This window comes from Deltaproteobacteria bacterium, assembly GCA_005879795.1.
Taxonomy (GTDB): Bacteria; Desulfobacterota; Binatia; order DP-6; family DP-6; genus DP-6.
In genome coordinates this window covers 17,205-38,595 of the sequence record VBKJ01000195.1, presented here as the reverse complement: position 1 = coordinate 38,595, position 21,391 = coordinate 17,205, and the positions used below count along the sequence as shown (strand labels likewise).

Below are 21,391 nucleotides of genomic sequence, written 5' to 3'. Positions count from 1 at the left end.
TCCGGCAGAACTCGGGGTGCGGCTGGTTCCACCGCTCGTCCTCCAGGCTGGTCACGTTGGCGAGGTGGTCGCGGCGGATGAGCACGTAGCCCGAGTGGATCGGCTCTCCGAAGTAGACAACGGCATGACATGATCGCATGGTCGCTCGCCACGTCTGCCGTCCCCATCCCTGCTCGCCTTTAGGGCGGGCTGTTAGCTACCGCGCTGCTACCAGAAGCCCCCGCAGGCCGACGAAAACCGACCGCATGCACGGACCATTCCACCCCTGAATTTATGCGGCCTTTGTCGTCGGCGTTGCTCCGAGTTGGCCCCAAAGCGATCCGTTGGATGGCGCTCGTGCCGCTAGCGGGGCTCGTGCTGGTGCCCTTTGTCGTCGAGACGCGCGGGCTCAGCGCGGCAACCCCAGGATCCGCTGCGCGATGATGTTCGCCTGCACCTCGGAGGTCCCGCCCGCGATCGCGCCTACGCGCGACCAGAGGAACGCCTGCTGCCAGCGGCCGTCCTCGAGCGCGCGCGGCGAGCCGGCGACGAGCGCGGCGTAGGGCCCCTCCAGCTCGAGCGCGAGCTGGTGGAGCCGCTGCGTCAGGCTCGCCCAGAAGAGCTTCACGAGCGACGACTCCGGCCCCGGCTCCTCGCCGCGCTCGAGGCGCGTCAGCGTGCGGCAGTTCATGAGGCCCATGATCTCGACGTCGATCCAGCCCCGGGCGATCTCTTGGCGAACGACCGGATCGCCGGCGCGTCCGTGCGCGCGCGCCAGCCGCACCAGGTCCTCGACCGCGATCCGCTGCAGCACCTGCTCCTTGAAGGCGAAACCCGTGCCGCGCTCGTGGGCGAGCGTGGTCATTGCAATCTCCCAGCCGTGGTTCACCTCGCCGACCACGTGCGCGCGCGGCACGCGCACGGCGTCGAGGAAGACCTCGCTGAACTCGGTCGAGCCGGTCAGCTGGCGGAGCGGGCGGATCGTGATGCCCGGGCTCTCCATGTCGAGAACGAAGTAGGTGAGGCCGCGGTGCTTGGGCAGCGACGGGTCGGTGCGGGCGAGCAGGATCGCCCACCTGGAGAACTGCGCGTAGCTCGTCCACACCTTCTGGCCGGTCACCACGAACCCGTCGCCGTCGGGCTCCGCGCGGGTGCGGAGCGCGGCCAGGTCGCTGCCCGCGCCGGGCTCGCTGAAGAGCTGGCACCAGATCTCCTCGGCCGAGAGGATGGGCGGGAGGAAGCGGCGCTTCTGCGCCTCGCTGCCGTGCGCGATGAGGGTTGGGCCGGTGTTGTTGACGCCGACGCGGTTCAGGAGCTGCGGCGCGCGGGCGCGGGCCAGCTCCTGGTTCAGGATCGCCTGCTGGGTGGGGCGCGCGCCGCGCCCGCCGTACTGGCGCGGCCAGAGGAGGCCCAGGTAGCCGGCGGCGTGGAGCCTCTGCTGCCAGTCGCGCAGGAAGGCGACCTCCGCGGCCAGCGAGGCGTCGTCGTGCGGCACGCGCTCGGCGCGCACTGGCCGGTTGGCGGCGAGCCAGGCGCGCAGCTCCCGGCGGAAGCGCTCGTCAGCGGCGGAGAAGGCGAAGTCCATGACGGATGTGCCTGTCTTAGCATTCCTGGGCCAGCTATTGCCTCCGCGGTGGAGGAGGGGGCATTAGAGACGGCATGGGGATCACGTACGTGGATGCCGAAGTGAGCAACGAGGGTGGCGTTGCCCGGACCGTCCGCTTCCTGGTCGACAGCGGCGCAGCCTTCACCGTGTTGCCGCAGGAGACATGGCGGGCGCTCGGCCTCCAGCCGACGCGGACCGTGGACTTCGCTCTCGCCGACGGCTCGATCATCCGGCGCGACGTCTCGTATTGCTTCCTCAAGTTTCAGGATGTGCGGGCGCCCACCCCAGTCGTGCTGGGCGAAGCGAACGATGCGGCGCTGCTCGGCACGCTCACGCTCGAGAGCATGGGGCTCGTACTCGACCCGTTCGAACGAACGCTGCGGCCGGCGCGCCTGAGGCTGGGTGCGGTGGGGCCCGCCGGAGCGATCGCATAGCGCCCGGAGGACGGTTGCGCTTCGGCCTGGTGACGCCTGTCGTCACCCACCACCCCGACCACGGCGCCGAGTGGGAAGAGCATGCCGGCCCGCCCGAGCTCGCCCGCATCGCCAGGGCGGCCGACCGCCTCGGCTACCATCACCTCACCTGCAGCGAGCACGTCGCCATCCCCGCGGCGGCCGCGCCGGTGCGCGGCGCGCGCTACTACGACCCCCTCGCGACCTTCGCCTTCCTCGCGGCGCAGACAGCCCGCATCCGCTTCGCGACCCACGTGCTGGTGCTGCCGTACCACCATCCGCTCGCCATCGCGAAGCGCTACGGCACGCTCGACCGGCTCTCGGGCGGGCGGCTCATCCTGGGCGTCGGCGTGGGGACGCTGGCGGAGGAGTTCGCGCTCCTCGGCGTCGAGTTCGAGGGCCGGGGCGCGCGCTACGAGGACGCGCTGCGCGCGCTGCGTGCCGCCTTCGGCCGCCGCGAGCCCGCGTATGCCGGCACGCACTACCGCTTCGAGGCCTTCCTCGTCGATCCGTGCGGCGTGCAGGCGCAGGTGCCGATCTGGCTCGGCGGGCGGAGCCCGCGCTCGCTCCGCCGCGCGCTCGTCTTCGGCGACGGCTGGGACCCGTTTCGCTTGACGCTCGACGAGCTCGGGGCGCTCCTCACGCGTGCCCGCGCCTCCCGCGAGTGGCGCGCGCGGACAGCGCCGTTCGAATTGGTGCTGACGCCCGACCGGCTCCTCGACCCGACCCGACCCGACGAGCGCGCCCGGCTCGGGGACCTGCTCGAGCGCTACCGGGCGCTCGGCGCGACCATCGTGAACCTCCGCTTCCGGCACCGGAGCCTGGAGCACTACCTCGAGCAGCTCGAGGCGTGCGCCACCGAGATCGTGCCGGGCTTCGCATGAGGGGAGCGGCGGTCGCGCTCCTCCTCCTCGCGACGGCCGCCAGCGCAGGCCGTTTCGACGCCTACTTCGCCGAGCTCGAGTCGCCGGACCGCGCCGGCTGGCAGCAGCCGGCGCGCGTGGTCGAGACGCTTCGCCTGCGCGCCGGGATGACCGTCGCCGACGTGGGCGCCGGCACGGGCTACTTCGCGCGGCGCTTCGCGGCTGCCGTCGGGCCGACCGGGAAGGTGCTCGCGCTCGACATCGAGCCCGAGATGCTGGAGGAGCTCCGCCGCCGGGCGCCCGACGCGACCAACATCGAGACGCGGCGGGCCGAGCCCGCCGATCCCGGGCTCGCGCCCGCGAGCGTCGACGTCGTCTTCATCTGCGACACCGGACACCATCTGCACGACCGCGTGCGCTATTACGGGAAGCTCCGCCGCGCGCTCCGCCGCGGTGGGCGGCTCGTGCTCGTCGACTTCTACAAGCGCCCGCTGCCGGTCGGTCCACCCGTGCAGGAGAAGCTCTCGCGCGCCGAGACGCAGCGCGAGGCGGAGGCGGCGGGGTTCCGGCTGCGGGCGTCCCACACGTTCCTCACCCACCAGTACTTCCTGGAATTCGCACGATGAGCGCGCCGGAGGTCTCGATCCTGCTGCCGGCATACAACGCCGGGGCGACGCTCGACGCCTGCCTCCGCAGCGTGGTGCGCCAGACGTTCCCGCGTTGGGAGTGCATCGTGGTCGACGACGGCTCGGAGGACGGGACGCGCGCCGTCGCCGAGCGCTTTGCCGCGCACGACGAGCGCTTCCGGGTCGTCGCCACGGCGCACCAGGGCCTCGTCGCGGCGCTCGGCACCGGCCTCGAGCGCTGCCTCGGCCGAATGGTCGCGCGCATGGACGCCGACGACGTCATGCACCGCGAGCGCCTCGCCGCCCAGCTCCGCGCACTCGACGCGGAGCCGGCTCTCGCCGCCGTCGGCTGCCACGTCCGGCTCTTCCCGCGGCGCGAGCTGAGCGACGGCCTGCGCGCCTACGAGCGCTGGCTCGACGGCATCGACTCCCCCCGCCGGGTGCGCGCGGAGGCGTTCGTCGAGTGTCCGGTCGCGCACCCGACACTCATGGTGCGCACGGACGTGCTGCGCGCGGCGGGCTACCGCGACGAGCACTGGCCCGAGGACTACGACCTCGTGCTGCGCCTCCTGGGGCAGGGACGCGAGATCGGTGTCGTGCCGCGCCGTCTGCTCGCCTGGCGCGACGGCCCGCGGCGGCTCTGGCGTGCGGGCGAGGCGTACCGCCCGGAGCGCTTCACCGCCTGCAAGGCGGCCTTCCTCGCCGCCCACTTCCTCGCCGGCGCCGACCGCTACGTCCTCTGGGGCTACGGCCCGACGGGGCGGGCGCTCCGCCGCGCGCTCGCCAGGCACGGCAAGCGCCCCTCGCACGTGGTCGAGGTGCACCCCGGCCGGATCGGCGAGATCATCCACGGCGCCCCCGTCATCTCGGTCGACGAGCTGCGCGCACACCCGCGCCGCCCGCTCGTCGCCGCCGTGGCCGGCGAGCGCCCGCGGCGCGAGATACGCGACGCGCTCTCCGCGCTCGGCTTCCGCGAGACGCAAGACTTCGTGTGCGCGGCGTAGCCGCGGCGCGCGTGCGGCGGCGGGGGCGGCCTCGCCGCGACCTTCGAGGGCGCCGCGCGCGACGTTTGGCCGTGGTGTAGGCGGCCGTCGGTGCCCGAGCGGGAGCGCCGAGGCCGCCCCCGCCGCCGCGCCCCTACGCTCCCGCCCGCCGCGCCTCGCGCAGCTCGTACATGGCGCGGAAGAGCGCCGTCACGTCGATCGGCGCGTCGTACGGCTCGCCGCGCAGCTCGCGGTACGCGCGCTCCACGTTGAAGAGGATGCGCTCGGGCTCGGTCCAGCGCGCGTACGGGCCCAGGTCCGATGCGCCGCGCCGCCTCGAGCGCCGGGAGCCCGGCGTCGAAGCAGCGCTTCGTCTCGGCGCGCACGTAGCGGAGGTAGGCCTGCATCTCGCGCGGCCCCTCGACGCCCGAGAGCGGGCCGTGGCCGGGCACACCACGGCGGGGTCGAGTGCCACGATCTCGTCGAGCGCCGCGATCCGGCACTCGAACGTACCCTCCCAGCCGATCGGCGTGCAGAGGCGGAAGAGGACGTCACCGGTGAAGACGACGCGCGCGGCGGGAGATGGACGACGACGTCGCCCGCGGTGTGCGCCGGGCCGACGTAGATCAAGTGCACGGCGATGCCGTCCAGGTCGGCCCCCGTCTCCCTTCGGCGTGCGGCTATCTTGACAGCCACGGGTGGCGGCAGGATGTTCCACCCGCGACCGATGGAGGTGCCCCCATGAGGCTCCGGGCAACGTGTTCGGTCCTACCCGTCGCCCTTGCGGTGCTGGCGAGCTTGGTCGCCGGAACCAGCCGCGCGCCCGCCGCCGACGATGTGCTACCACCGACGCTCACGTGCGTGGACGGTCTGTTCACGAAGATCGCTCCCCGCCCTGGAGAGCTCTCCTTCCGGCGCCGACGCTGGTTCTGCGACGTGGACGGTCAGGCGAATGGCGTGTGCACCTTCGGGCGTCGTTGCCGCCAATGCTTCGGCTGTCGTGGGCTTCGCATCCGATGCGGCGTCACGGTGCCCGTGCCGGTTGGCGAGCGAGAAGGACCCGTCATACTGGTGTGCCTCTCCAGCAGCACGCCCACGCCCTGCGGGCCGACGTTGACTTGCGACACCCCGACCGAGGTCTGCGTCGCTCGCGAGCAGGGCGGTCCCGGCGTCTTCTATTCATGCGAGCCCGTGCCTGCCGGATGCGAGGCGGATCGGAGTTGTCGCTGCGTCGGTGCCGCCCAGTGCCAGCCGCCGTCCAGCACATGCATCGGTGACGGGCCGAACGCGATCACCTGCGTCTGTCCCGCGTGCGTTTAGGGCGAGGCATTCGAGCGCGGCATTAATCTCTTCCAGGGCGCCGCTCGCGTCTCAGTGCTCGCCGTCCTCCTGTGGGCACCGGGCGTGTCGGGCCAGCATCTCCCGCCTCGGCTGGTCTGGCGAGGCACCCTCACGACGACGCAGGGCCTGACCGGGACGTTGACCACTCGAACACGCCTGCATGACGGACGCGATATGGTCCCCGAGTAACGCTTGGCGGTCGGTTCGCGAGTGAGCGGATGTTCGAAGCAAGTCTCGATTCGCATGCGCTCGTCGGGCACAGCCCGCCATGGCCATAGGGCCGGTGCGGACCGTAGCTCACCGGTTGCTCACCTCCGTCGTGGTGCCCAGCATCCCCGCTTGCGTTTGCAGCCGCGCTTGACTCGATGCGCGCCGGGTGTACGGTCGTCCGAAACTCGGCACGAACGCCGATCGAGCGCTCACGATCATCGCGACCGTCCAGGGCGACGAGCGAGAGGAGGATCCTATGGGTCCCCAACGAAAGCTGCTGCTGTTGGCAGCGGCCGTGGTCGGGATGATCACGCCATCCGCAGCAAGCGCCGCGCCTCCATCCCCGGCGCCCAACCCCACCCAGCTGCTGACGGGCCTGGAGGGTGGCTCGGGCAGCACCGTCGGCCCCGGTGGCGCGCTGTACGTCACCGAATCCGCGGCCGGCAGAATCTCGCGCGTCGATCCGAGGACCGGGGTGATCACGACGTTCGCCAGTGGTCTGCCGAAGTCGATCGTGGGCATCGGTGGGACCGACGTCGCGTTCATCGGCGGGACCGCGTACGCACTGGTCACCCTTGTCGGCCCCGACGTCGGCGGCGGCGACGTTGTCGGCATCTACCGGGTGGACGGGCCCGACAGCTTCACCGTCGTCGCGGACATCGGCGCGTTCGCCTTGAGCAATCCGCCGAGCACTCCGTTCGACATCCCAACCGGAGTCCAGTACGCGCTGGAAACCTACCGTGGCGGGTTCTTGGTCACGGATGGGCACCACAACCGGGTGCTGCGGGTCACGCGCGACGGCGACGTTACCGAGATGATCGCGTTCGACAACATCGTCCCGACCGGTCTGGCGGTGTCGGGCAACACGGTCTACATGGCCGAGGCCGGCCCAGTCCCCCACGAGCCCGAGGACGGCAAGGTGGTGTCGTTCAGGCCGAAGTCACCCACCGCCACGGAGGTCGCCTCCGGTGCCAGCCTCCTCGTCGACGTGGAGTTTGGCCGCGGTGGCGATCTCTTCGCCCTCTCGCAGGGCGTCTTCGGTGGCGGCCCTCCGGGCTCTCCGGCGCAGCCGAACACCGGCAGCCTCGTGAAGGTGAACGGGAACGGCACCTTCACCGTCGTCACGGACGGCTTGGACCGGCCGACCTCGGTCGAGTTCATCGGGAACACCGCGTACGTCGTCACGCTCACCGGCGAGATCTGGAAGGTCGAGAACGTCTCGGGTCCGCCCTACGGCGTGTCGTATTAAGCGAATCAGACAGCGAAGCCGCCACCCCGGACGCCGCGAGAACGGCGATCCGGGGAGGCGGAGGGGCTGGCGGAGGCGAAGGTGCGGGCTGTGAGCGCCCCCGTGGAACTATCGCCACCGAGCTTTCGCGCTCCCGCTACCCAAGCCAACTCCAGCTTGCGCAGCAGCCGATCAAGGTCCGCGGCCGCGTCCTTCGCGGTCCGCGGCATGGGTTACCCGGCGAGCTCCGGCTTAGCTCCTGGGTGCCGAGGGTCGTCCCGGGTCGGTCATAGGCACAGACCCGGGTGAACCGCGAGATTCCCGGCAAAACGGTCGGCGTGGGTGTTGTCTCATCTGCGACGACGCTCCTACGGCGACCTGGAGGCGTGCATCGAGTGCAGGGCACTTGACTGAACGTTCAGAAACATCTAAACACACCGAACAGACACGAGGCTGGCCATGGACCGACCGACCGGCATCTTCGTCGATGGCATCGGGGCAGCGGCCGCGACCTCGGGCGTCCTCACCCAGCTCCAGGGCCGCATCTTCGCCCTCCTCTATCTCCACCAGCGTCCGCTCGCGCTGGAAGAGATCGCGGTCGAGCTCGAGCAGAGCAAGAGCAACATCTCGGTCAACATCCGCGGGCTGGTCGAGTGGCACCTGGTCCGCCGCACCCACGTGGCCGGCTCGCGCAAGGACCACTACGAAGCGGCAACGGATTTCTGGCGCGTCATGCAGGAGATCATGGAGCGCCGCTTTCGCTGGAACCTGCGCCAGGTGCTGGCCACCGTCGCCGAGACCGAGCGCGCGCTCACCGAGCGGCACGGCCGCAAGCAGGATGCGTCGGAGCGCGTGACCGCGGGGTTCATGACGAAGCGGCTCGGGGCGCTCCGCGCCTTCTTCGCCGCCGTCGACGCTGGCGTCGGGGCCTTCGCGCAGGGGCAATCGTTCGAGCCCGAGACCGTGAAGAACGTCCTCCGCATGGTCCCGCCGAGGACGTCGGAAAGGAGCTGACCCATGGAACCCGCCCTCACCGCCGCCCTTCTCTGGCTCGTCTTCGGCGCCACCCACGTCGGCCTCGCGACCCGACGGGTTCGCGCCGCCCTGGTGGCTCGGCTCGGGGAGCATGGTTTCACGGCGCTCTTCTCGGTGGTCGCATCCGCCGCGTTCGCGGTCGCGATCGCCTACTTCGCGGCGCACCGCAACGAGGGGGCGACGGGACTCGCCCTGGCGGACGTGGCGGCGCTCCGCGGGGCCCTGATGGCCCTCAGCGTGACGGGGATCGTCCTCGTGAGCGCGGGATCGGCGACCTATGTCGGGTCGCCGTACGACCACCTCGCCGGGACGGTCCGCGCGCCGCAGGGCGTCGAGCGCATCACGCGCCACCCGTTCTTCGGCGGCCTGGCGCTGTTCGCGCTGGCCCACGCCCTCCTCGCGACACGCCTGATCGGGACGGTCGGCTTCGCCGGCTTGGCGCTCGTCACCATCGTCGGGGCTCGACACCAGGACGCGAAGCTCCTGGCCCGCGCCGGTAAGCCGTACGCCGACTACCTGGCCGCGACGTCGGCGATGCCATTCGCGGCGATCCTCGCCGGGCGGCAGCGCTTCGTCTGGCGCGAGTTCCCCCTCGGCGCGTTCGCCACGGGGCTGGCGGTCGCCGTCGCGCTCCGCGCGGTGCACGGCTCGATCTTCGCGAACGGCGGCGTCTGGGTGATCGCCACCGTCATTGGCGGCGCGGGGATCTTCGCCTGGCAGAGCGCGCGGCGGGCCCGGCGCCTGGGAGCCGCCGTCACGGTGCACACGTAGGGACGATGGGCGCCCCGGTCCCCTGGCACTGAGATGTACCGGCGCCACCGCGGGACCTCCGCAGAGGTGGGCGCGTGAGTGTGCGCGAAGGACATCAATGAGTGCCCTCGTCTCGCGGCGCCAGGCGGTCGCCTGTTCGGGCGCGGTGCTCGTCGCGCACGTGGGGCTCGCGCACGAGGTGGTCGGCACGGTGCTCTACCCCTATGGGCCCGCAGCGTTCGGCGGCCCGGTCGGCTGGCACGCCGCGGGACTCTCGGCCGTCGCCGCCGGCCTCCTGATGGCAGCCGGGGTCCTCGGGGTCCTCCGCATCCCCGTCGTCTGGCTCGCCACGGTCGTGAGCGTCGTCGGCTGGATCGTCCTCGTCGGGGAGGCGCTCTGGCATGGCGGCTTTCACTTCTTCGCCTTCACGCTGGGCGTCGCTGGCGCCGTCGTCGCGGTCGAGGGACGATGACGAGCCCGGGACCCGCCAGCCTGATCTACGACGGCGCCTGTGCCTTCTGCCGGCGACGGGTGGAGCGCCTGCACCGCTGCGACGGCCTCGGGTCGGGCTTGTTCACCCCTGCGCGACCAGGTTCGCAGCGCGTCCCTCGGGCGCCCGGGCGCCTCGAGCGCGGCTGCACGTTCCTGGGGAGTGCGCGCGATCCTGGCAGCGCCGTCTTGTGGTCATCGGCCCTGGCGGGCGCCCTGGTCCTGGGCGTGGCCTCGAATCGCAGGAGTCAGGCGCGGAATCCACCGGGGAACCTCACGGCAGTAGGCCATGTACTCCGTGCCGAACGTCTCGCGCAGCGTGGGCTCCTCGTAGAGGACCACGAAGAGGTGAAAGGCGAGCGCGACGACGGCTGCGTAGACCAGCACGCTCGTGCTGGTGAGGAAGAGTCCCTGCCCGAGGATGATGGACACGGCGCAGAGGTAGGCCGGATTGCGCACGTATCGGAACGCTCCGCCGACGACGAGGCGCCGGGGTGGGGCGAACGGTGCCGGCGTCCCGTGCCCCTCGCGCACGAAGCGCACCAAGAAGTCGAGGAGCGGTGGAATGGGCACGATCACGAGCGCGCCGCCAATCCATCTCGACGGAGCCCAGCCGAAGAACGGCGCGTCGAGCTTCCAACCTGACAGGAGGTACGGACCGAGCACGATCACCGATCCTGCGAAGAGAGGCGCGAGGGTGATCGTCCCGATCACCGCGAACCAGGGCGGTCTCTCCGCTTCCCGCCGAGCATTGCCCGGCATTAGCCCTTCTCCCAGGCGGCCCTATAGACCTTCGGCCGGAAAAGTCGAGCGGGTTCGCAAGATACTCGGCGTCCTGCGGGGAGACGAGCCCTTCAGGTGCGGGCACCGGCCGCGACGAGTCAGCGGCGGTCCTGGCCGCCGAAGAGTCACGCTCGGCCCTCAACGGCGCGCAGTACCATCTGCTGACCCTGCGCATGGTCGCGACCCCAGCGCGTATAGGCATCCAGCGCGGCCGCGAGTTCCGTCGCATCCAAGGAGCCACCCGAAAGGATCGTGGTGCCCAGCGTCTCCATCACGCGCTGCCAGATTCTGAGTGCGGCTTCGAATTCCGGTTCGCCGCGACGAGCGACCTCGTCCTCGGTGCTCGATGCAATCTGCGTGAGACCCGCGTCTGCGTACAGAGCAGGCAGGCGGTCGCCAAGCATGTTGTCCCAGCCGTTCGCCGCCCGCCACTTGAGGAAGGCCTCGTAGAAGCGCCGAACGGGGGTCGGCGGCGGCGGGTCCCAGGCCAGCCGGGAGTGGTTGTAGTCCAGTACGATGACGAGGCCGCCAGGCTTCGCTGCCGCCCGCATCCGCTCCAGTGCGCATTCCGGTCGGTCAATCCACTGTAGCGTCCGAGCAGCGGTCACGATGTCGAATTGCCCCATCACGGCAAGGGCGAGCGCATCGCATTCCTCAAAGGACAAGCCGGGAACGTGGGAAAAGCGCTCTCGGGCGAGTCGGAGCAGCTTGGGATCGCGGTCGATACCAAGGACGCGACCTCGCGGTCCCACTGCCTGCGCGACGCCGGCCGTGATCGCTCCTGTTCCACAACCGACATCCAGCACTGCCATGCCCGGCCGGAGGGCCGCCGCGAGCCGGCGGTGGTCGCGGTGGAGCGTGCGTCGCTCAAGAATCTCTGGATCGGAAGTGTGGCCTTGGGTGCTCACCGGGCGGCTAGCCTCGACCACGAAGGTAAAGCGAAGCCCACGGCAGCGCCAGCCGCCTCATGAGGGGCGCCGGCGCGCCCCGACGAGACGATAACCTGCCCGTCATCCACGCACTCCCATATCGGCCTCGGAGTGGCGGCTCAGCATGTCCGCGCTCATGTGGGTGAGAACGACTCTCCGGCAGTCGAGCCGCTGACGATTCTCACGGAGGGTTTGGTAGTCGTGACGACGGAGCCAATCCTTGACAATCGCGCGCGGGCTCGGCTACGCGCCGCGGGATGGAGTTCGGCCTCTTCGTCCAGGCGCACGTCCCGCGCCACGAGGTCGAGGTCGACCCCGCCGGCGCCGAGCACACGCGCCTCCTGCGCGAGGTCGAGCTGGCCGAGGCGTGCGACCGCCACGGCTTCAAGTACGTCTGGTCGGTCGAGCACCACTTCCTGGAGGAGTACTCGCATCTCTCGGCGTCGGAGATCGTGCTGCCCTTCATCGCGGCTCGCACCAGGCGCATCCACGTCGGCTCGGCGATCTGGAACCTGACCCCACCCGTGAACCATCCGGCACGCGTCGCCGAGCGGGTCGCCATGCTCGACCATCTCAGCGAGGGCCGTTTCGAGTTCGGCACCGGGCGAGGCTCGTCGTCGACGGAGTTCAGGGGCTTCGGCATCCCCGACGGGGAGACCACGCGCGCCATGTTCGACGAGGCGCTGCGCGAGATCCTGCGCATGTGGCGCGAGACGCCGTACGGCTACGAGGGCCGCTTCTTCTCCATGCCGGCGCGCAACGTGCTCCCCAAGCCGTGGACGCGCCCGCACCCGCCGCTCTGGGTGGCGTGCGGCAGCCCGTCGACCTTCGAGAAGGCAGCCCGCCTCGGCCTGGGCGCGCTCTGCTTCTCGCTCGGGACGCCGCGCGAGTTCGAGCCCCTCATCCGCACTTACAAGGACACGATCCGCCACGCCGAGCCGATCGGCGCCTACGTGAACGACAACGTCGCCTGCGTGACCCAGCTCGTGTGCATGGAGGACCGGCAGAAGGCGCGCGCCGTCGCCATGGCGATGGGGAGCAGCTACCACACGAGCCTCGTCTTCCGGTACCTCGACACCTTCCCGCGCCCGCCGGGCGTGCCAGAGTGGCCGCGGCTCATCCCCGAGCCCGATGCCGCGACGCTCGAGGAGCGCATCCGCACCGGCAACCGCCTGGTCGGCGACCCCGACGAGGTGGCGCGCGGCGTCCAGTTGTACGCCGACGTCGGCTGCGACCAGCTGATCTTCGGCCTGCTCGCCTCGCGTCAGCCGCAGGAGGTGGCCCTCCACACGATCGAGCTCTTCGGGCGCGAGGTGATCCCGCGCTTCGACGAGAGTCCCGTCCACTCGACGGCGCGCATGCGCGCGGCGGCGCGCCGATGAGAGGCCTCCTCCAGGACCGCGTCGCGATCGTGTCGGGCATCGGCCCCGGGCTCGGGCGCGCGATCGCACTCGCCTGCGCGCGCGAGGGGGCGGACGTGGTGCTGGCGGCGCGCACGGGGGCGGCGCTCGAGGGGGTCGCGGCCGAGGTGCGCGCCCTCGGCCGGCGCGCGCTCCCCGTCCCGACCGACGTGGCGCGGCCGGAGGACTGCCGCCGCCTCGCCGACGCGGCGCACGCCGAGCTCGGGCGCATCGACGTGCTCGTCAACAACGCCTTCCGCTCCGCGCCCTACGAGCCGGTGGAGGAGGCGAGCATGGAGGACTGGCGGCGCATCTTCGACGTGAACCTCTTCGGCGCGGTCCAGCTCTCGCAGGCCGTCATCCCGCGCATGAAGGCGCAGGGCGGCGGGTGCATCGTCATGATCGGCTCCATGTCGATGCGCGTCATCGAGCCCCGCTTCGGGGGCTATGCGGCCTCCAAGGCCGCGCTCGTCTCCGCCGTGCAGACCCTGGCGAAGGAGCTGGGCGCCGCGGGCATCCGCGTCAACTCGGTCGTCCCCGGTTACATCTGGGGGCCGGCGCTCGAGCGCTACTTCGAGCAGCTCGCCGCGCAGCAGGGATCGACGCCCGCGGCGGTGTACGCCGAGATCGCGTCGCGCACGGCGCTGGGCCGCATCCCCGACTCGGACGACGTGGCCGCGGCGGTCGTCTTCTTCGCCTCGGACCTGTCACGCGCGGTGACGGGCCAGGCGCTCGACGTGAACGCCGGGCACTACTTCCACTGAACCGGCGGCCGCTACTCCAGCTCCACACGCACCCCGCCCATCGACACGCTCCTCCCCGACACCGGGAGCCCCCGCGCCCGCGCCACCACGAGGGCGCGCGCGGCATCCGTCGCCGTGACGCCGAGGGCGCACACGCCCTCGCCGCGGCCGTCGGCGACCGGCACGAAGCGGATGGCACCCGGCGCGAGCCCGAGCGTGACCGCGGCGTCGGGGCGCCGGGGCGCCGGCAGCCCGAGCACCTCCGCCCAGCGCGCCGCCATGCGCGGCGGATCGTCCGCCTGGATGGTCACGCTCGCGATGCCGCGCACGACGTCGGTGCGGGCCTTCGCCCGCCACTCGGACCCGCCCCAGCGCCACGACTCCGGCGGCACGGGCTGGTCGAGGGAGACGATGGCGCCGCCGATGTCACGCGGATGCAGGTGGACGGTCGCGATATCGTCGAGCTCGACCTCCCAGACGGTGCGCACGCCGAGCGCGCCGAGGCGCGCACGGTCGGCGCGCAGGTCCGCCGTCTGCAGGATCACCATGTAGCCGCCGTCGCCGCCCCGCTTGTCGAGCAGGCGGCCGGCGGTGGTGCCCTCGCGCACGGGCGAGACGACCTCGAGGAAGGTCTCGCCGATCGGCATGACGGCGTTGTGCAGGCCGAACGCGGCCACGCCCGGGTCGCGGAACGCGACCTCGATGCCGAGCACGGCCGTCAGGTCGGCGACGACCGGCTCCAGCTCGCGGGCGACGAGCGCCACCTGGCGGATGTGCACGGCGCTCACCGGCCCTGGAAGCGGGGCTCGCGCTTCTCGAGGAAGGCGGCGACGCCCTCGCGATGGTCCGCGGTCTGGCCGCAGCGGAGGTGCGTCACGGCCTCGCGGTCGAGCACGGTGCGGAAGTCGGCGGTGAGCGACAGGTTCACGTTCTCCTTCATGTAGCGGTAGCTGACGAGCGGCCCGTGCGCGATGCGCGCGGCGATCTTGCGCACCTCGTCCAGGAAGGCGTCGTGCGGGAAGACGCAGTTCACGAGCCCGAGCGCCGCGGCCTCCTCGGCCGGGACGAGGTCGGCCAGGAAGAAGAGCTCCTTCGCCTTGGCCGGGCCGACCCGGCGGGTGAGCTGCCAGGTGGTGCCGTAGTCGCCCCCGAAGCCCACCTTCGCGAAGGCCGTCCCGAACCGCGCCCGGTCGGAGGCGAAGACGAGGTCGCAGGAGAGGGCGATGCCGAGGCCCGCGCCCACGACCGCGCCGTTCACCGCGGCGATCGTCACCTTCGGCATCTCGGCCAGCAGCCGCGAGAGCTCTTGCCCGGCGCGCTGCCGGTCGACGCGCTGCTCGAAGGTGAGGCCTTCCCTGGCGCCCGAGCCCATGGCGGAGACGTCGCCGCCCGCGCAGAATGCGCGCCCGGCGCCGGTGACGACCACGGCGCCCACCTCCGCGTCCCCGGCGCAGTGCCGCAGGTGCTCGATGCCGGCGGCGATCATCGCCTCAGAGAGGGCGTTCAGCTTCTCGGGGCGGTGGAGGGTGAGCGTCGCCACCCGGTCCGAGAGCTCGAACTTCAGGTCCTCGGTGTCGGTCGCCATCGCTTGCCTCCTCTCGGGCCGGCAGGCCCCGCGGCGCGGGACTATAGCGTGCCCGTGGCCGCTTGAGTATGAGGACGACGATGGTGGTCATCCGCCTCGCCGACGAGGCCGACGCCGGCGCGATGCTCGCGATCTACGCGCCCTACGTGCGCGAGACCGCGATCTCCTTCGAGACGGAGCCGCCCTCCGAGGAGGAGTTCCGGCAGCGCGTCCGGAGCACCCTCGAGGTCGGTCCCTGGCTCCTCTGCGAGGAGCGCGGCCGCGTCCTCGGCTACGCGTACGCTGGGCGGTTCCACCCGCGTCGCGCGTACCAGTGGACCGTCGAGGTGACGGCGTACGTGCTTGCCGAACACCACCGCAAGGGCGTAGGCCTCGGCCTCTACACCGCGCTCCTCGCCTGCCTCGCGCTGCAGGGTTTCCGGAACGCGGTCGGCGTCATCGCGCTCCCCAACCCGGCGAGCGTGGGGCTCCACGAGCGGGTGGGCTTCGCGCCAGCCGGGGTGCTGCGCGCGGTCGGCTACAAGCACGAGCGCTGGCACGACGTCGGCTGGTGGCAGCGCGCGCTCGGCGCGCAGGACCAGTCGCCCGAGCCGCCGCGCTCGCTGGCGGCGGTACAAGGGGACGCGCAGTGGCGCCACGCCCTCGCGGCCGGTGCCGCGCTGGTGCGCGCGTAGGTCTTGCCGCGGCCGGGCGCCGCCGGTAGGCTCGGGCCCGAACACAGGAGGACTCGAGGAGCCATGGCGAAGCGAGACGTGTGCGTGATCGGCGTCGGCATGACCAAGTTCGAGCGCTGCGAGCTCGACTTCACCGACCTGGTGAAGGAGGCGGTGACCGCTGCCCTCGGCATGGCCGGCATCGCCCCGGACAAGTTCGAGCAGGCCTTCGCCGGCTACGTGAACGGCATGAGCTGCCAGGGGCAGCGCGCCCTCTACTACATGGGCCTCGGCGGCATCCCCGTCTACAACGTGCACAGCTACTGCTCGACGGGCTCGAGCGCGCTCCACCTGGGCTACCAGGCGATCGCGTCGGGCATGAACGAGTGCGTGCTCGCCTTCGGCTTCGAGAAGATGGAGAAGGGTCCGCTCGACGGCCAGCTGACGGGGCTCAAGGAGAGGTACGACGAGGAGGCGAAGAAGCGGCCGCCCGCGGCGGCCGTGATGTTCGGTGACGGCGGCCGCCACCACATGGAGCTCTACGGCACGACCAAAGAGCAGTTCGCGAAGGTGAGCGTCAAGAACCACCGTCACTCCGTGAACAACCCGCGCTCCCAGTACCGCGAGGCGTGCACGCTCGAGGAGGTCCTCGCCTCGCGCCTGATCTACGACCCCCTGACACTCCTCCAGTGCTGCCCCACCTCCGACGGCGCAGGTGCGGCGATCCTCTGCTCGCAGGATTTCGCGCGGGCGCACGGGCACAGCCGGCCGGTCAAGATCATCGGGCAGGCGATGGCGACCGATCTGCTCGACGACTTCGCCCAGGGCGCCATGGGCCTCATCGGCGTCGGCATGTCGCGCCGGGCGGCCAAGGCGGTCTACGAGCAGACGGGCCTCGGCCCCGAGGATGTGCAGGTGATCGAGCTGCACGACTGCTTCAGCACGAACGAGCTCATCACCTACGAGTCGCTCGGGCTCTGCCAGCCCGGCGAGGGTGGGCGGCTGATCGACGAGGACGAGGTGACCTACGGCGGGAGGTGGGTGGTGAACCCCTCGGGCGGCCTCCTCTCCAAGGGCCATCCCCTGGGCGCGACCGGGCTCGCGCAGTGCGCCGAGCTCGTCTGGCAGCTCGCCGGGATCGCCGAGAAGCGCCAGGTCGAGGGCGCCCGCGTCGGCCTCCAGCACAACGTCGGACTCGGCGGCGCCTGCGTCGTCACCATGTACAGGAAGGACTGAGCGTTGGGAGGCTACGATCCCTTCGCGCGCGGGCCATTCCCGGTCGGCGTGCGCACCGTCGTGCTCTCGCGGCAGGACCGTCCGCTGCCCGTCGAGCTCTGGTACCCGGCGACCGACGAGTACGCGGGCAGGGACGTCGCGGAATCGGCGCGCGACACCTACCAGCTGATCCCCGGCTTCCCGCCCGTGTGGCAGGAGGCCGTGCGCGACGCGACACCGCGCCCCGGACGGCACGCGCTGGTCGCGTTCTCACACGGCTACGGCGGCCACCGCCGGCAGTCGACCTTCCTCTGCACGCATCTCGCGAGCCACGGCTACGTGGTGGCCGCGGTCGATCACACCGGCAACACGATGCTCGAGGTCGTACAGGGGGTGCTGATCCTCGGGGCGGGAGGCAGGCTCCCCCATCCCGACACGGTGCTGCGCGAATTCGTGATACTCCGCCCGGCGGACGTGAGCTTCACGATCGACCACGTCCTCGGCATGGACGGCCTCGCGGATCCCGACCGCATCGGCATGGCGGGACACAGCTTCGGCGGCTGGACGACGCTCACCACCACGGCGCGCGACCGCCGCATCCGGGCCGCGCTGCCGCTCGCGCCGGCGGGCGGAGCGAGCCCGCTCCCCGTGAACCTGCTGCGCGAGTCGGTGGACCTCCGCTGGGACCGCGAGGTGCCGACGCTCTACGTGGTCGCGGGCCGCGACTCGCTCCTGCCGCTCGCCGGCATGCACGAGCTCTTCGAGCAGACCCTGGGGGTGAAGCGGATGGTCGTCGTCGAGGACGCCGACCACTTGCATTTCTGCGACCGCGTCGAGGAGACGCACGAACTCTTCCGCATGATGCCGCAGGATCCGCTCTTCGAGGACGTGCAGAAGGCGATCCCGCCCATCCAGGACCTCATACCCGGCGAGCGGGCGCATCTCGCCATCCGAGGCCTCGCGGTCGCGCACATGGACGCGCACCTGCGCGGCGACGAGGCGGCGGCGCGGCTGCTTGCCGGCGACGTGCGCGCGGCGCTGAGCGAGCGCGGCGTGGCGGCGACGGTCGTCTGAGCAGCGAGGGCTCGAGGGCGGCGGCTGGCGCGTGACCGGCGCGCACGCCGGCGCGGAGCCCTGCGCGGCGGTGGCATGCCCGGGCTCTCCGTCCTTCCAGACTACGCCTTCGCGCAGGCCTACCCGCGTGCGTAGAGCCGCGCGAAGTACTCGCGCACCATCCGCGCCGCCGAGAAGCGCTCCTCGACCGTGGCGATGCTGGCCTGCATCATCGCGAGCCAGCGCGCGCGGTCGGCCCACGCGGGCAGGACCTCGCGCTCCAGCGTCGCGTAGAGCGCGTCCACGTCGCGGGCGTGGTCGGGCTCGCCGCGGTCGCCGATCGCCCAGCCGTTCTCGCCGTGCCGGCACGCCTCCGGCCACCAGCCGTCCAGGATGGAGACGTTGATGGCGCCGTTCAGCGCCGCCTTCATGCCCGACGTGCCGCACGCCTCGAGCGGGCGGAGCGGGTTGTTGAGCCAGACGTCCACGCCGCGCGTCAGGCTGCGGCCGATCGCCATGCCGTAGTCGTGCACGAACACCACGGCCCCGGGGTGGCGCCGCGCCATGGCCACCAGCGTGGCGACGATCTGCCGCCCGTCCCCGTCGTCGGGATGCGCCTTGCCGGCGAACACGAGCTGGAGGCGTCGGCCCGCGAGCAGCGGCTCGATGCGCGCCGGGTCGGAGAAGATCAGGTCGGCGCGCTTGTAGCCGGCGGCGCGGCGCGCGAAGCCGAGCGTCAGCACGTCGGGGTCGAGGCGCACGCCGGTGCGTGCGGCGACGTCCTCGACCGTCTCGCGCTTGAGCGCCTGATGCGCCGCCCACAGGGCATCGGGCGCGCCGCGCGCCGCGCCGATGCGCGGGTCCTGCCAGGTCGGGACGTGCACGCCGTTGGTGATGGCGACGATCTCGCTCGCGCCCTCCACGTCGCGCCACATGGTGCGCGAGACCTCGCCGTGGAGCGCCGACACCGCATTGGCGCGGCGCGAGAGGCGGAGCCCGGCCACCGTCATGTTGAACGGGTCGCCTCCGATCGCTCGCATCTCGCCATCCGCCAGCTCGCGGCACGCGCCGAGGCGCCTCAGCTCGGCCAGCGGATGGGTTTCGTTGCCGGCAGGGACGGGCGTGTGCGTGGTGAACACGATGCGCCGGCGCACGTCGGCCCAGGCGGCGGGAAACGCCGCCCCCAGCGCCATGCGGTCGGCGATCATCGCGATGCCGCCGAACACCGCGTGGCCCTCGTTGAAGTGGTAGGTGTCGACCTCGAGCCCGAGCGCGGCGAGCGCGCGCACGCCGCCCACGCCGAGCAGGATCTCCTGCGCCACGCGGCGGTCGAGGCGCGGCTCGTAGAGGCGGTGCGTGATCCACGTGTCCTCCTCGGCCACCGGTTCCAGGAGGAAGAGCGGCGCGTTCCCCCAGCGGTCGGTGCGCCACACGCGCAGCTCGACCTCGCGCGCCGCCACACGCACGCGCACACGCGCGCCCGTGTCCGCGAGGAAGCCGGCATCGTACTCCGGGAACTCGTCGACCGGGACGCCGTCGTCGCCGATCCGCTGGCGCGAGTAGCCGCGCGCCCAGCGCAGCCCGACGCCCACCACGGGCAGGCCCAGGTCCTGCGCGGCCTTCAGGAAGTCACCCGCCAGGACGCCGAGGCCGCCGGCGTAGATCGGGAACTCCTCGTGGAGTCCGAACTCCATGCAGAAGTAGGCGACGGTACCCACGCGGACGGGGTGCCTCAGCGCCTCGCTGGGTAGACGCCCGGGCGCTTCTCGAGGAAGGAGAGCATCGCCTCGCGCCCGTCGGGCGTCATCGCGCTCGTCGCCATGGCCTCGCAGGCGCCCGCGTAGGCCGCCTCGAGGTCCAGGTCGATCGTGTCGTAAAAGGTGCGCTTGCCGAGCGCCTTGGACGCGAGGCTGCCGCGGCTCGCCGCGCGCGCGAGCGCCTCGCTCTCCTCGTCGAGCCGCGCGCGGGGGACGACGCGGTTGACGAGCCCCCAGGCGAGCGCGGTGCGGGCGTCGATCGGATCGCCCGTCAGCGCGAGCTCGAGCGCGCGCTTGGCGCCCACGGCGCGTGCCACGGCCACGCTCGGCGTGTGGCAGAACCAGCCGCCCTTGCCGCCCGGGGTGGCGAAGCTCGCCTCCTCGGCCGCGACCGCGAGGTCGCAGGAGGCGACGAGCTGGCAGCCGGCGGCGGTGGCGAGGCCCTGCACGCGCGCCACGACCGGCTGGGACAGGCGCCGGAGCGTCAGCATGAGCTCGGTGCAGGTGGCGAGCAGGCGGCGCATGCCGTCGAGGTCGCGCTCCACCATGTCGGCGAAGTCGTGACCCGCGGAGAAGACGGGGCCGTTCGCGGCGATCACGATCGCGCGGGTGTCGGGCTGCTCTGCGGCGGCGCGGAGCGCCGCGATCAGCTCCCGCATGTGCGCCTCGGAGAGGGCGTTCCGCCGCTCGGGGCGGTTCATGGTGATGGTCGTGAGCCCCGCGGCGGCCGAGACCAGGATGTGCTCGTAGCGCATGGCGTCCCCCTCGTCGTGTATACCACCGCCGGGCTTCTGCTACACTCGCCGGGCGATGATCCTCACGCGCGACGTGATCCTGGCCGAGATCGCCAAGGGCCGCCTGGCGATCGAGCCGCTCGCCCCCGAGCAGATCGGGCCGGCCTCGATCGACCTCCATCTGGGCGACGAGATCCGCGTCTTCGATGACGGGACCGATGCGATCGAGGTGACCGAGGACGCCGACTACCGCGCGGTGACGCGGGTGCGCCGGCTCGACGACGCGTACCTCTTGAAGCCCGGCGAGACGATCCACGCCATCACGCGCGAGCGCCTCCGTCTGCCGCCCGACATCAGCGGCTGGCTCGAGGGGCGGAGCCGCTTCGCGCGGCTCGGGCTCATGGTCCACGTCACCTCGGGCTTCGTCGCCCCCGGCGTGAACAGCCGCCAGGTGCTCGAGATGTCGAACGTCGCCGACCGCCCGCTCGCCATCCACGCCGGAGTGCCGGTGTGCCAGATCGTGCTCCAGCGTTGCGAGGGGAGCGCGGTCTACGCCGGCCGCTTCAAGGTGCAGGAATCGCTGTGAGTGCGTTGCCCGGCTTCATGGAGCTGCTCGGCCTCACCATCGAGCGCGCCGACGCCGAGGAGGCGCTCGTCCGCATGGACGTCCCTGCCGCGCTCATGAGCCCCTTCGGCGCCGTGCACGGCGGCTTCATCGCCGCGCTCCTCGACACGAGCCTCGGCGTCGCCCTCCACCGCCGCCTGGGCCCCGCCGACCGCATCGCGACCCACAACCTCAACGTCACCTACGTCGCCTTCTCGCGCGAGCAGCTCCTCTTCTGCCGCACCCGCGTGCTGAGCCTCCGCCAGGCCATCGCGATCGCCGAGGGCGAGGTCACGACGAGCGACGGCACCCTGGTCGCCAAAGCCCTCGGTACGTTCGGCGTCCGCCGCGCGTAGGGGGGCGGGTACCCGAC

The 21,391-nt window shown here is 71.9% G+C and carries 22 protein-coding genes; 15 read left to right on the top strand and 7 right to left on the bottom strand.

Going from position 1 to position 21,391, the window contains the following annotated elements; all coding sequences use genetic code 11:
- Window positions 1-388: 388 nt before the first annotated feature.
- Window positions 389-1,564, bottom strand: coding sequence for a hypothetical protein (locus tag E6J59_16250; GenBank protein TMB17569.1), 1,176 nt, complete (start codon window positions 1,562-1,564; stop codon window positions 389-391).
- A 74-nt stretch (window positions 1,565-1,638) separates the two neighbouring features.
- Here E6J59_16250 and E6J59_16245 point away from each other — a divergent pair, with 74 nt between their 5' ends.
- From E6J59_16245 to E6J59_16210, 8 genes are all read left to right on the top strand, one after another.
- A complete protein-coding gene (locus E6J59_16245; GenBank protein ID TMB17568.1) occupies window positions 1,639-2,019 on the top strand; it encodes an aspartyl protease in 381 nt (126 codons plus the stop codon).
- A 14-nt stretch (window positions 2,020-2,033) separates the two neighbouring features.
- A complete protein-coding gene (locus E6J59_16240) occupies window positions 2,034-2,921 on the top strand; it encodes a TIGR03619 family F420-dependent LLM class oxidoreductase (protein TMB17567.1) in 888 nt (295 codons plus the stop codon).
- Window positions 2,918-3,526: a class I SAM-dependent methyltransferase gene (locus E6J59_16235; GenBank protein ID TMB17566.1), complete on the top strand. Its 609-nt coding sequence runs from the start codon at window positions 2,918-2,920 to the stop codon at window positions 3,524-3,526. Before E6J59_16240 ends, E6J59_16235 begins: the two co-directional genes overlap by 4 nt.
- The gene (locus E6J59_16230; protein TMB17565.1) at window positions 3,523-4,530 is read left to right on the top strand and encodes a glycosyltransferase family 2 protein; all 1,008 of its coding nucleotides are present in this window, start codon (window positions 3,523-3,525) and stop codon (window positions 4,528-4,530) included. The genes E6J59_16235 and E6J59_16230 overlap by 4 nt, the downstream gene beginning before the upstream one ends.
- Window positions 4,531-6,226: 1,696 nt before the next feature.
- Window positions 6,227-7,309, top strand: a complete 1,083-nt coding sequence (locus tag E6J59_16225) for a ScyD/ScyE family protein (protein TMB17564.1) — start codon at window positions 6,227-6,229, stop codon at window positions 7,307-7,309.
- 438 nt (window positions 7,310-7,747) lie between these two features.
- A complete protein-coding gene (locus tag E6J59_16220) occupies window positions 7,748-8,302 on the top strand; it encodes a hypothetical protein (protein ID TMB17563.1) in 555 nt (184 codons plus the stop codon).
- Between the two features lie 3 nt (window positions 8,303-8,305).
- Complete coding sequence (locus E6J59_16215) at window positions 8,306-9,094, top strand: hypothetical protein (GenBank protein ID TMB17562.1); 789 nt, start codon at window positions 8,306-8,308, stop codon at window positions 9,092-9,094.
- A gap of 97 nt (window positions 9,095-9,191) precedes the next feature.
- Window positions 9,192-9,545: a hypothetical protein gene (locus E6J59_16210; protein ID TMB17561.1), complete on the top strand. Its 354-nt coding sequence runs from the start codon at window positions 9,192-9,194 to the stop codon at window positions 9,543-9,545.
- 212 nt (window positions 9,546-9,757) lie between these two features.
- Here E6J59_16210 and E6J59_16205 read toward each other — a convergent pair whose 3' ends face one another.
- Both E6J59_16205 and E6J59_16200 read right to left on the bottom strand, forming a co-directional pair.
- Window positions 9,758-10,324 (bottom strand): isoprenylcysteine carboxylmethyltransferase family protein, encoded by a 567-nt coding sequence (locus tag E6J59_16205; protein TMB17560.1) that lies wholly within the window; start codon window positions 10,322-10,324, stop codon window positions 9,758-9,760.
- A 146-nt stretch (window positions 10,325-10,470) separates the two neighbouring features.
- Window positions 10,471-11,274 (bottom strand): methyltransferase domain-containing protein, encoded by an 804-nt coding sequence (locus E6J59_16200; GenBank protein ID TMB17559.1) that lies wholly within the window; start codon window positions 11,272-11,274, stop codon window positions 10,471-10,473.
- A 257-nt stretch (window positions 11,275-11,531) separates the two neighbouring features.
- On the opposite strand from E6J59_16200, the gene E6J59_16195 reads away from it, so the two are divergent.
- Together E6J59_16195 and E6J59_16190 are read left to right on the top strand one after the other, a co-directional pair.
- Window positions 11,532-12,656, top strand: a complete 1,125-nt coding sequence (locus E6J59_16195; protein ID TMB17558.1) for an LLM class flavin-dependent oxidoreductase — start codon at window positions 11,532-11,534, stop codon at window positions 12,654-12,656.
- Window positions 12,653-13,438, top strand: a complete 786-nt coding sequence (locus tag E6J59_16190; GenBank protein ID TMB17557.1) for an SDR family oxidoreductase — start codon at window positions 12,653-12,655, stop codon at window positions 13,436-13,438. Before E6J59_16195 ends, E6J59_16190 begins: the two co-directional genes overlap by 4 nt.
- 11 nt (window positions 13,439-13,449) lie before the next feature.
- Here E6J59_16190 and E6J59_16185 read toward each other — a convergent pair whose 3' ends face one another.
- Together E6J59_16185 and E6J59_16180 are read right to left on the bottom strand one after the other, a co-directional pair.
- On the bottom strand, window positions 13,450-14,280 hold the full coding sequence (locus tag E6J59_16185; GenBank protein TMB17556.1) for a VOC family protein: 831 nt from the start codon (window positions 14,278-14,280) through the stop codon (window positions 13,450-13,452).
- Window positions 14,202-15,002 carry an enoyl-CoA hydratase gene (locus E6J59_16180; GenBank protein ID TMB17555.1) on the bottom strand — a complete coding sequence of 267 codons (801 nt, stop codon included), beginning with the start codon at window positions 15,000-15,002 and terminating at the stop codon, window positions 14,202-14,204. Before E6J59_16180 ends, E6J59_16185 begins: the two co-directional genes overlap by 79 nt.
- Before the next feature lie 68 nt (window positions 15,003-15,070).
- Here E6J59_16180 and E6J59_16175 point away from each other — a divergent pair, with 68 nt between their 5' ends.
- From E6J59_16175 to E6J59_16165, 3 genes are all read left to right on the top strand, one after another.
- Complete coding sequence (locus tag E6J59_16175) at window positions 15,071-15,676, top strand: N-acetyltransferase family protein (protein TMB17554.1); 606 nt, start codon at window positions 15,071-15,073, stop codon at window positions 15,674-15,676.
- Between the two features lie 63 nt (window positions 15,677-15,739).
- On the top strand, window positions 15,740-16,891 hold the full coding sequence (locus E6J59_16170) for a lipid-transfer protein (protein TMB17553.1): 1,152 nt from the start codon (window positions 15,740-15,742) through the stop codon (window positions 16,889-16,891).
- A gap of 3 nt (window positions 16,892-16,894) precedes the next feature.
- Window positions 16,895-17,944, top strand: coding sequence for a hypothetical protein (locus E6J59_16165; protein ID TMB17552.1), 1,050 nt, complete (start codon window positions 16,895-16,897; stop codon window positions 17,942-17,944).
- Window positions 17,945-18,063: 119 nt separating this feature from the next.
- Here the strand turns inward: E6J59_16165 and glgP are convergent, their stop codons facing one another.
- Window positions 18,064-19,617, bottom strand: a complete 1,554-nt coding sequence (gene glgP / locus E6J59_16160; protein TMB17571.1) for an alpha-glucan family phosphorylase — start codon at window positions 19,615-19,617, stop codon at window positions 18,064-18,066.
- A 38-nt stretch (window positions 19,618-19,655) separates the two neighbouring features.
- Window positions 19,656-20,435 (bottom strand): enoyl-CoA hydratase, encoded by a 780-nt coding sequence (locus E6J59_16155; protein TMB17551.1) that lies wholly within the window; start codon window positions 20,433-20,435, stop codon window positions 19,656-19,658.
- 55 nt (window positions 20,436-20,490) lie between these two features.
- Between E6J59_16155 and dcd the strand changes: the two genes are divergently transcribed.
- Together dcd and E6J59_16145 are read left to right on the top strand one after the other, a co-directional pair.
- On the top strand, window positions 20,491-21,000 hold the full coding sequence (gene dcd / locus E6J59_16150) for a dCTP deaminase (GenBank protein TMB17570.1): 510 nt from the start codon (window positions 20,491-20,493) through the stop codon (window positions 20,998-21,000).
- Entirely contained in the window at window positions 20,997-21,374 is a 378-nt protein-coding gene (locus E6J59_16145; protein ID TMB17550.1) for a PaaI family thioesterase, read from the top strand. Before dcd ends, E6J59_16145 begins: the two co-directional genes overlap by 4 nt.
- Window positions 21,375-21,391: the final 17 nt, after the last annotated feature.

Coding starts and splice junctions, on each gene's coding strand:
- E6J59_16250 (TMB17569.1), bottom strand. CDS start 1,564: ATGGACTTCGCCTTCTCCGCCGCTGACGAGCGCTTCCGCCGGGAGCTG.
- E6J59_16245 (TMB17568.1), top strand. CDS start 1,639: ATGGGGATCACGTACGTGGATGCCGAAGTGAGCAACGAGGGTGGCGTT.
- E6J59_16235 (TMB17566.1), top strand. CDS start 2,918: ATGAGGGGAGCGGCGGTCGCGCTCCTCCTCCTCGCGACGGCCGCCAGC.
- E6J59_16230 (TMB17565.1), top strand. CDS start 3,523: ATGAGCGCGCCGGAGGTCTCGATCCTGCTGCCGGCATACAACGCCGGG.
- E6J59_16220 (TMB17563.1), top strand. CDS start 7,748: ATGGACCGACCGACCGGCATCTTCGTCGATGGCATCGGGGCAGCGGCC.
- E6J59_16215 (TMB17562.1), top strand. CDS start 8,306: ATGGAACCCGCCCTCACCGCCGCCCTTCTCTGGCTCGTCTTCGGCGCC.
- E6J59_16210 (TMB17561.1), top strand. CDS start 9,192: ATGAGTGCCCTCGTCTCGCGGCGCCAGGCGGTCGCCTGTTCGGGCGCG.
- E6J59_16205 (TMB17560.1), bottom strand. CDS start 10,324: ATGCCGGGCAATGCTCGGCGGGAAGCGGAGAGACCGCCCTGGTTCGCG.
- E6J59_16195 (TMB17558.1), top strand. CDS start 11,532: ATGGAGTTCGGCCTCTTCGTCCAGGCGCACGTCCCGCGCCACGAGGTC.
- E6J59_16190 (TMB17557.1), top strand. CDS start 12,653: ATGAGAGGCCTCCTCCAGGACCGCGTCGCGATCGTGTCGGGCATCGGC.
- E6J59_16180 (TMB17555.1), bottom strand. CDS start 15,002: ATGGCGACCGACACCGAGGACCTGAAGTTCGAGCTCTCGGACCGGGTG.
- E6J59_16175 (TMB17554.1), top strand. CDS start 15,071: ATGAGGACGACGATGGTGGTCATCCGCCTCGCCGACGAGGCCGACGCC.
- E6J59_16170 (TMB17553.1), top strand. CDS start 15,740: ATGGCGAAGCGAGACGTGTGCGTGATCGGCGTCGGCATGACCAAGTTC.
- glgP (TMB17571.1), bottom strand. CDS start 19,617: ATGGAGTTCGGACTCCACGAGGAGTTCCCGATCTACGCCGGCGGCCTC.
- E6J59_16155 (TMB17551.1), bottom strand. CDS start 20,435: ATGCGCTACGAGCACATCCTGGTCTCGGCCGCCGCGGGGCTCACGACC.
- dcd (TMB17570.1), top strand. CDS start 20,491: ATGATCCTCACGCGCGACGTGATCCTGGCCGAGATCGCCAAGGGCCGC.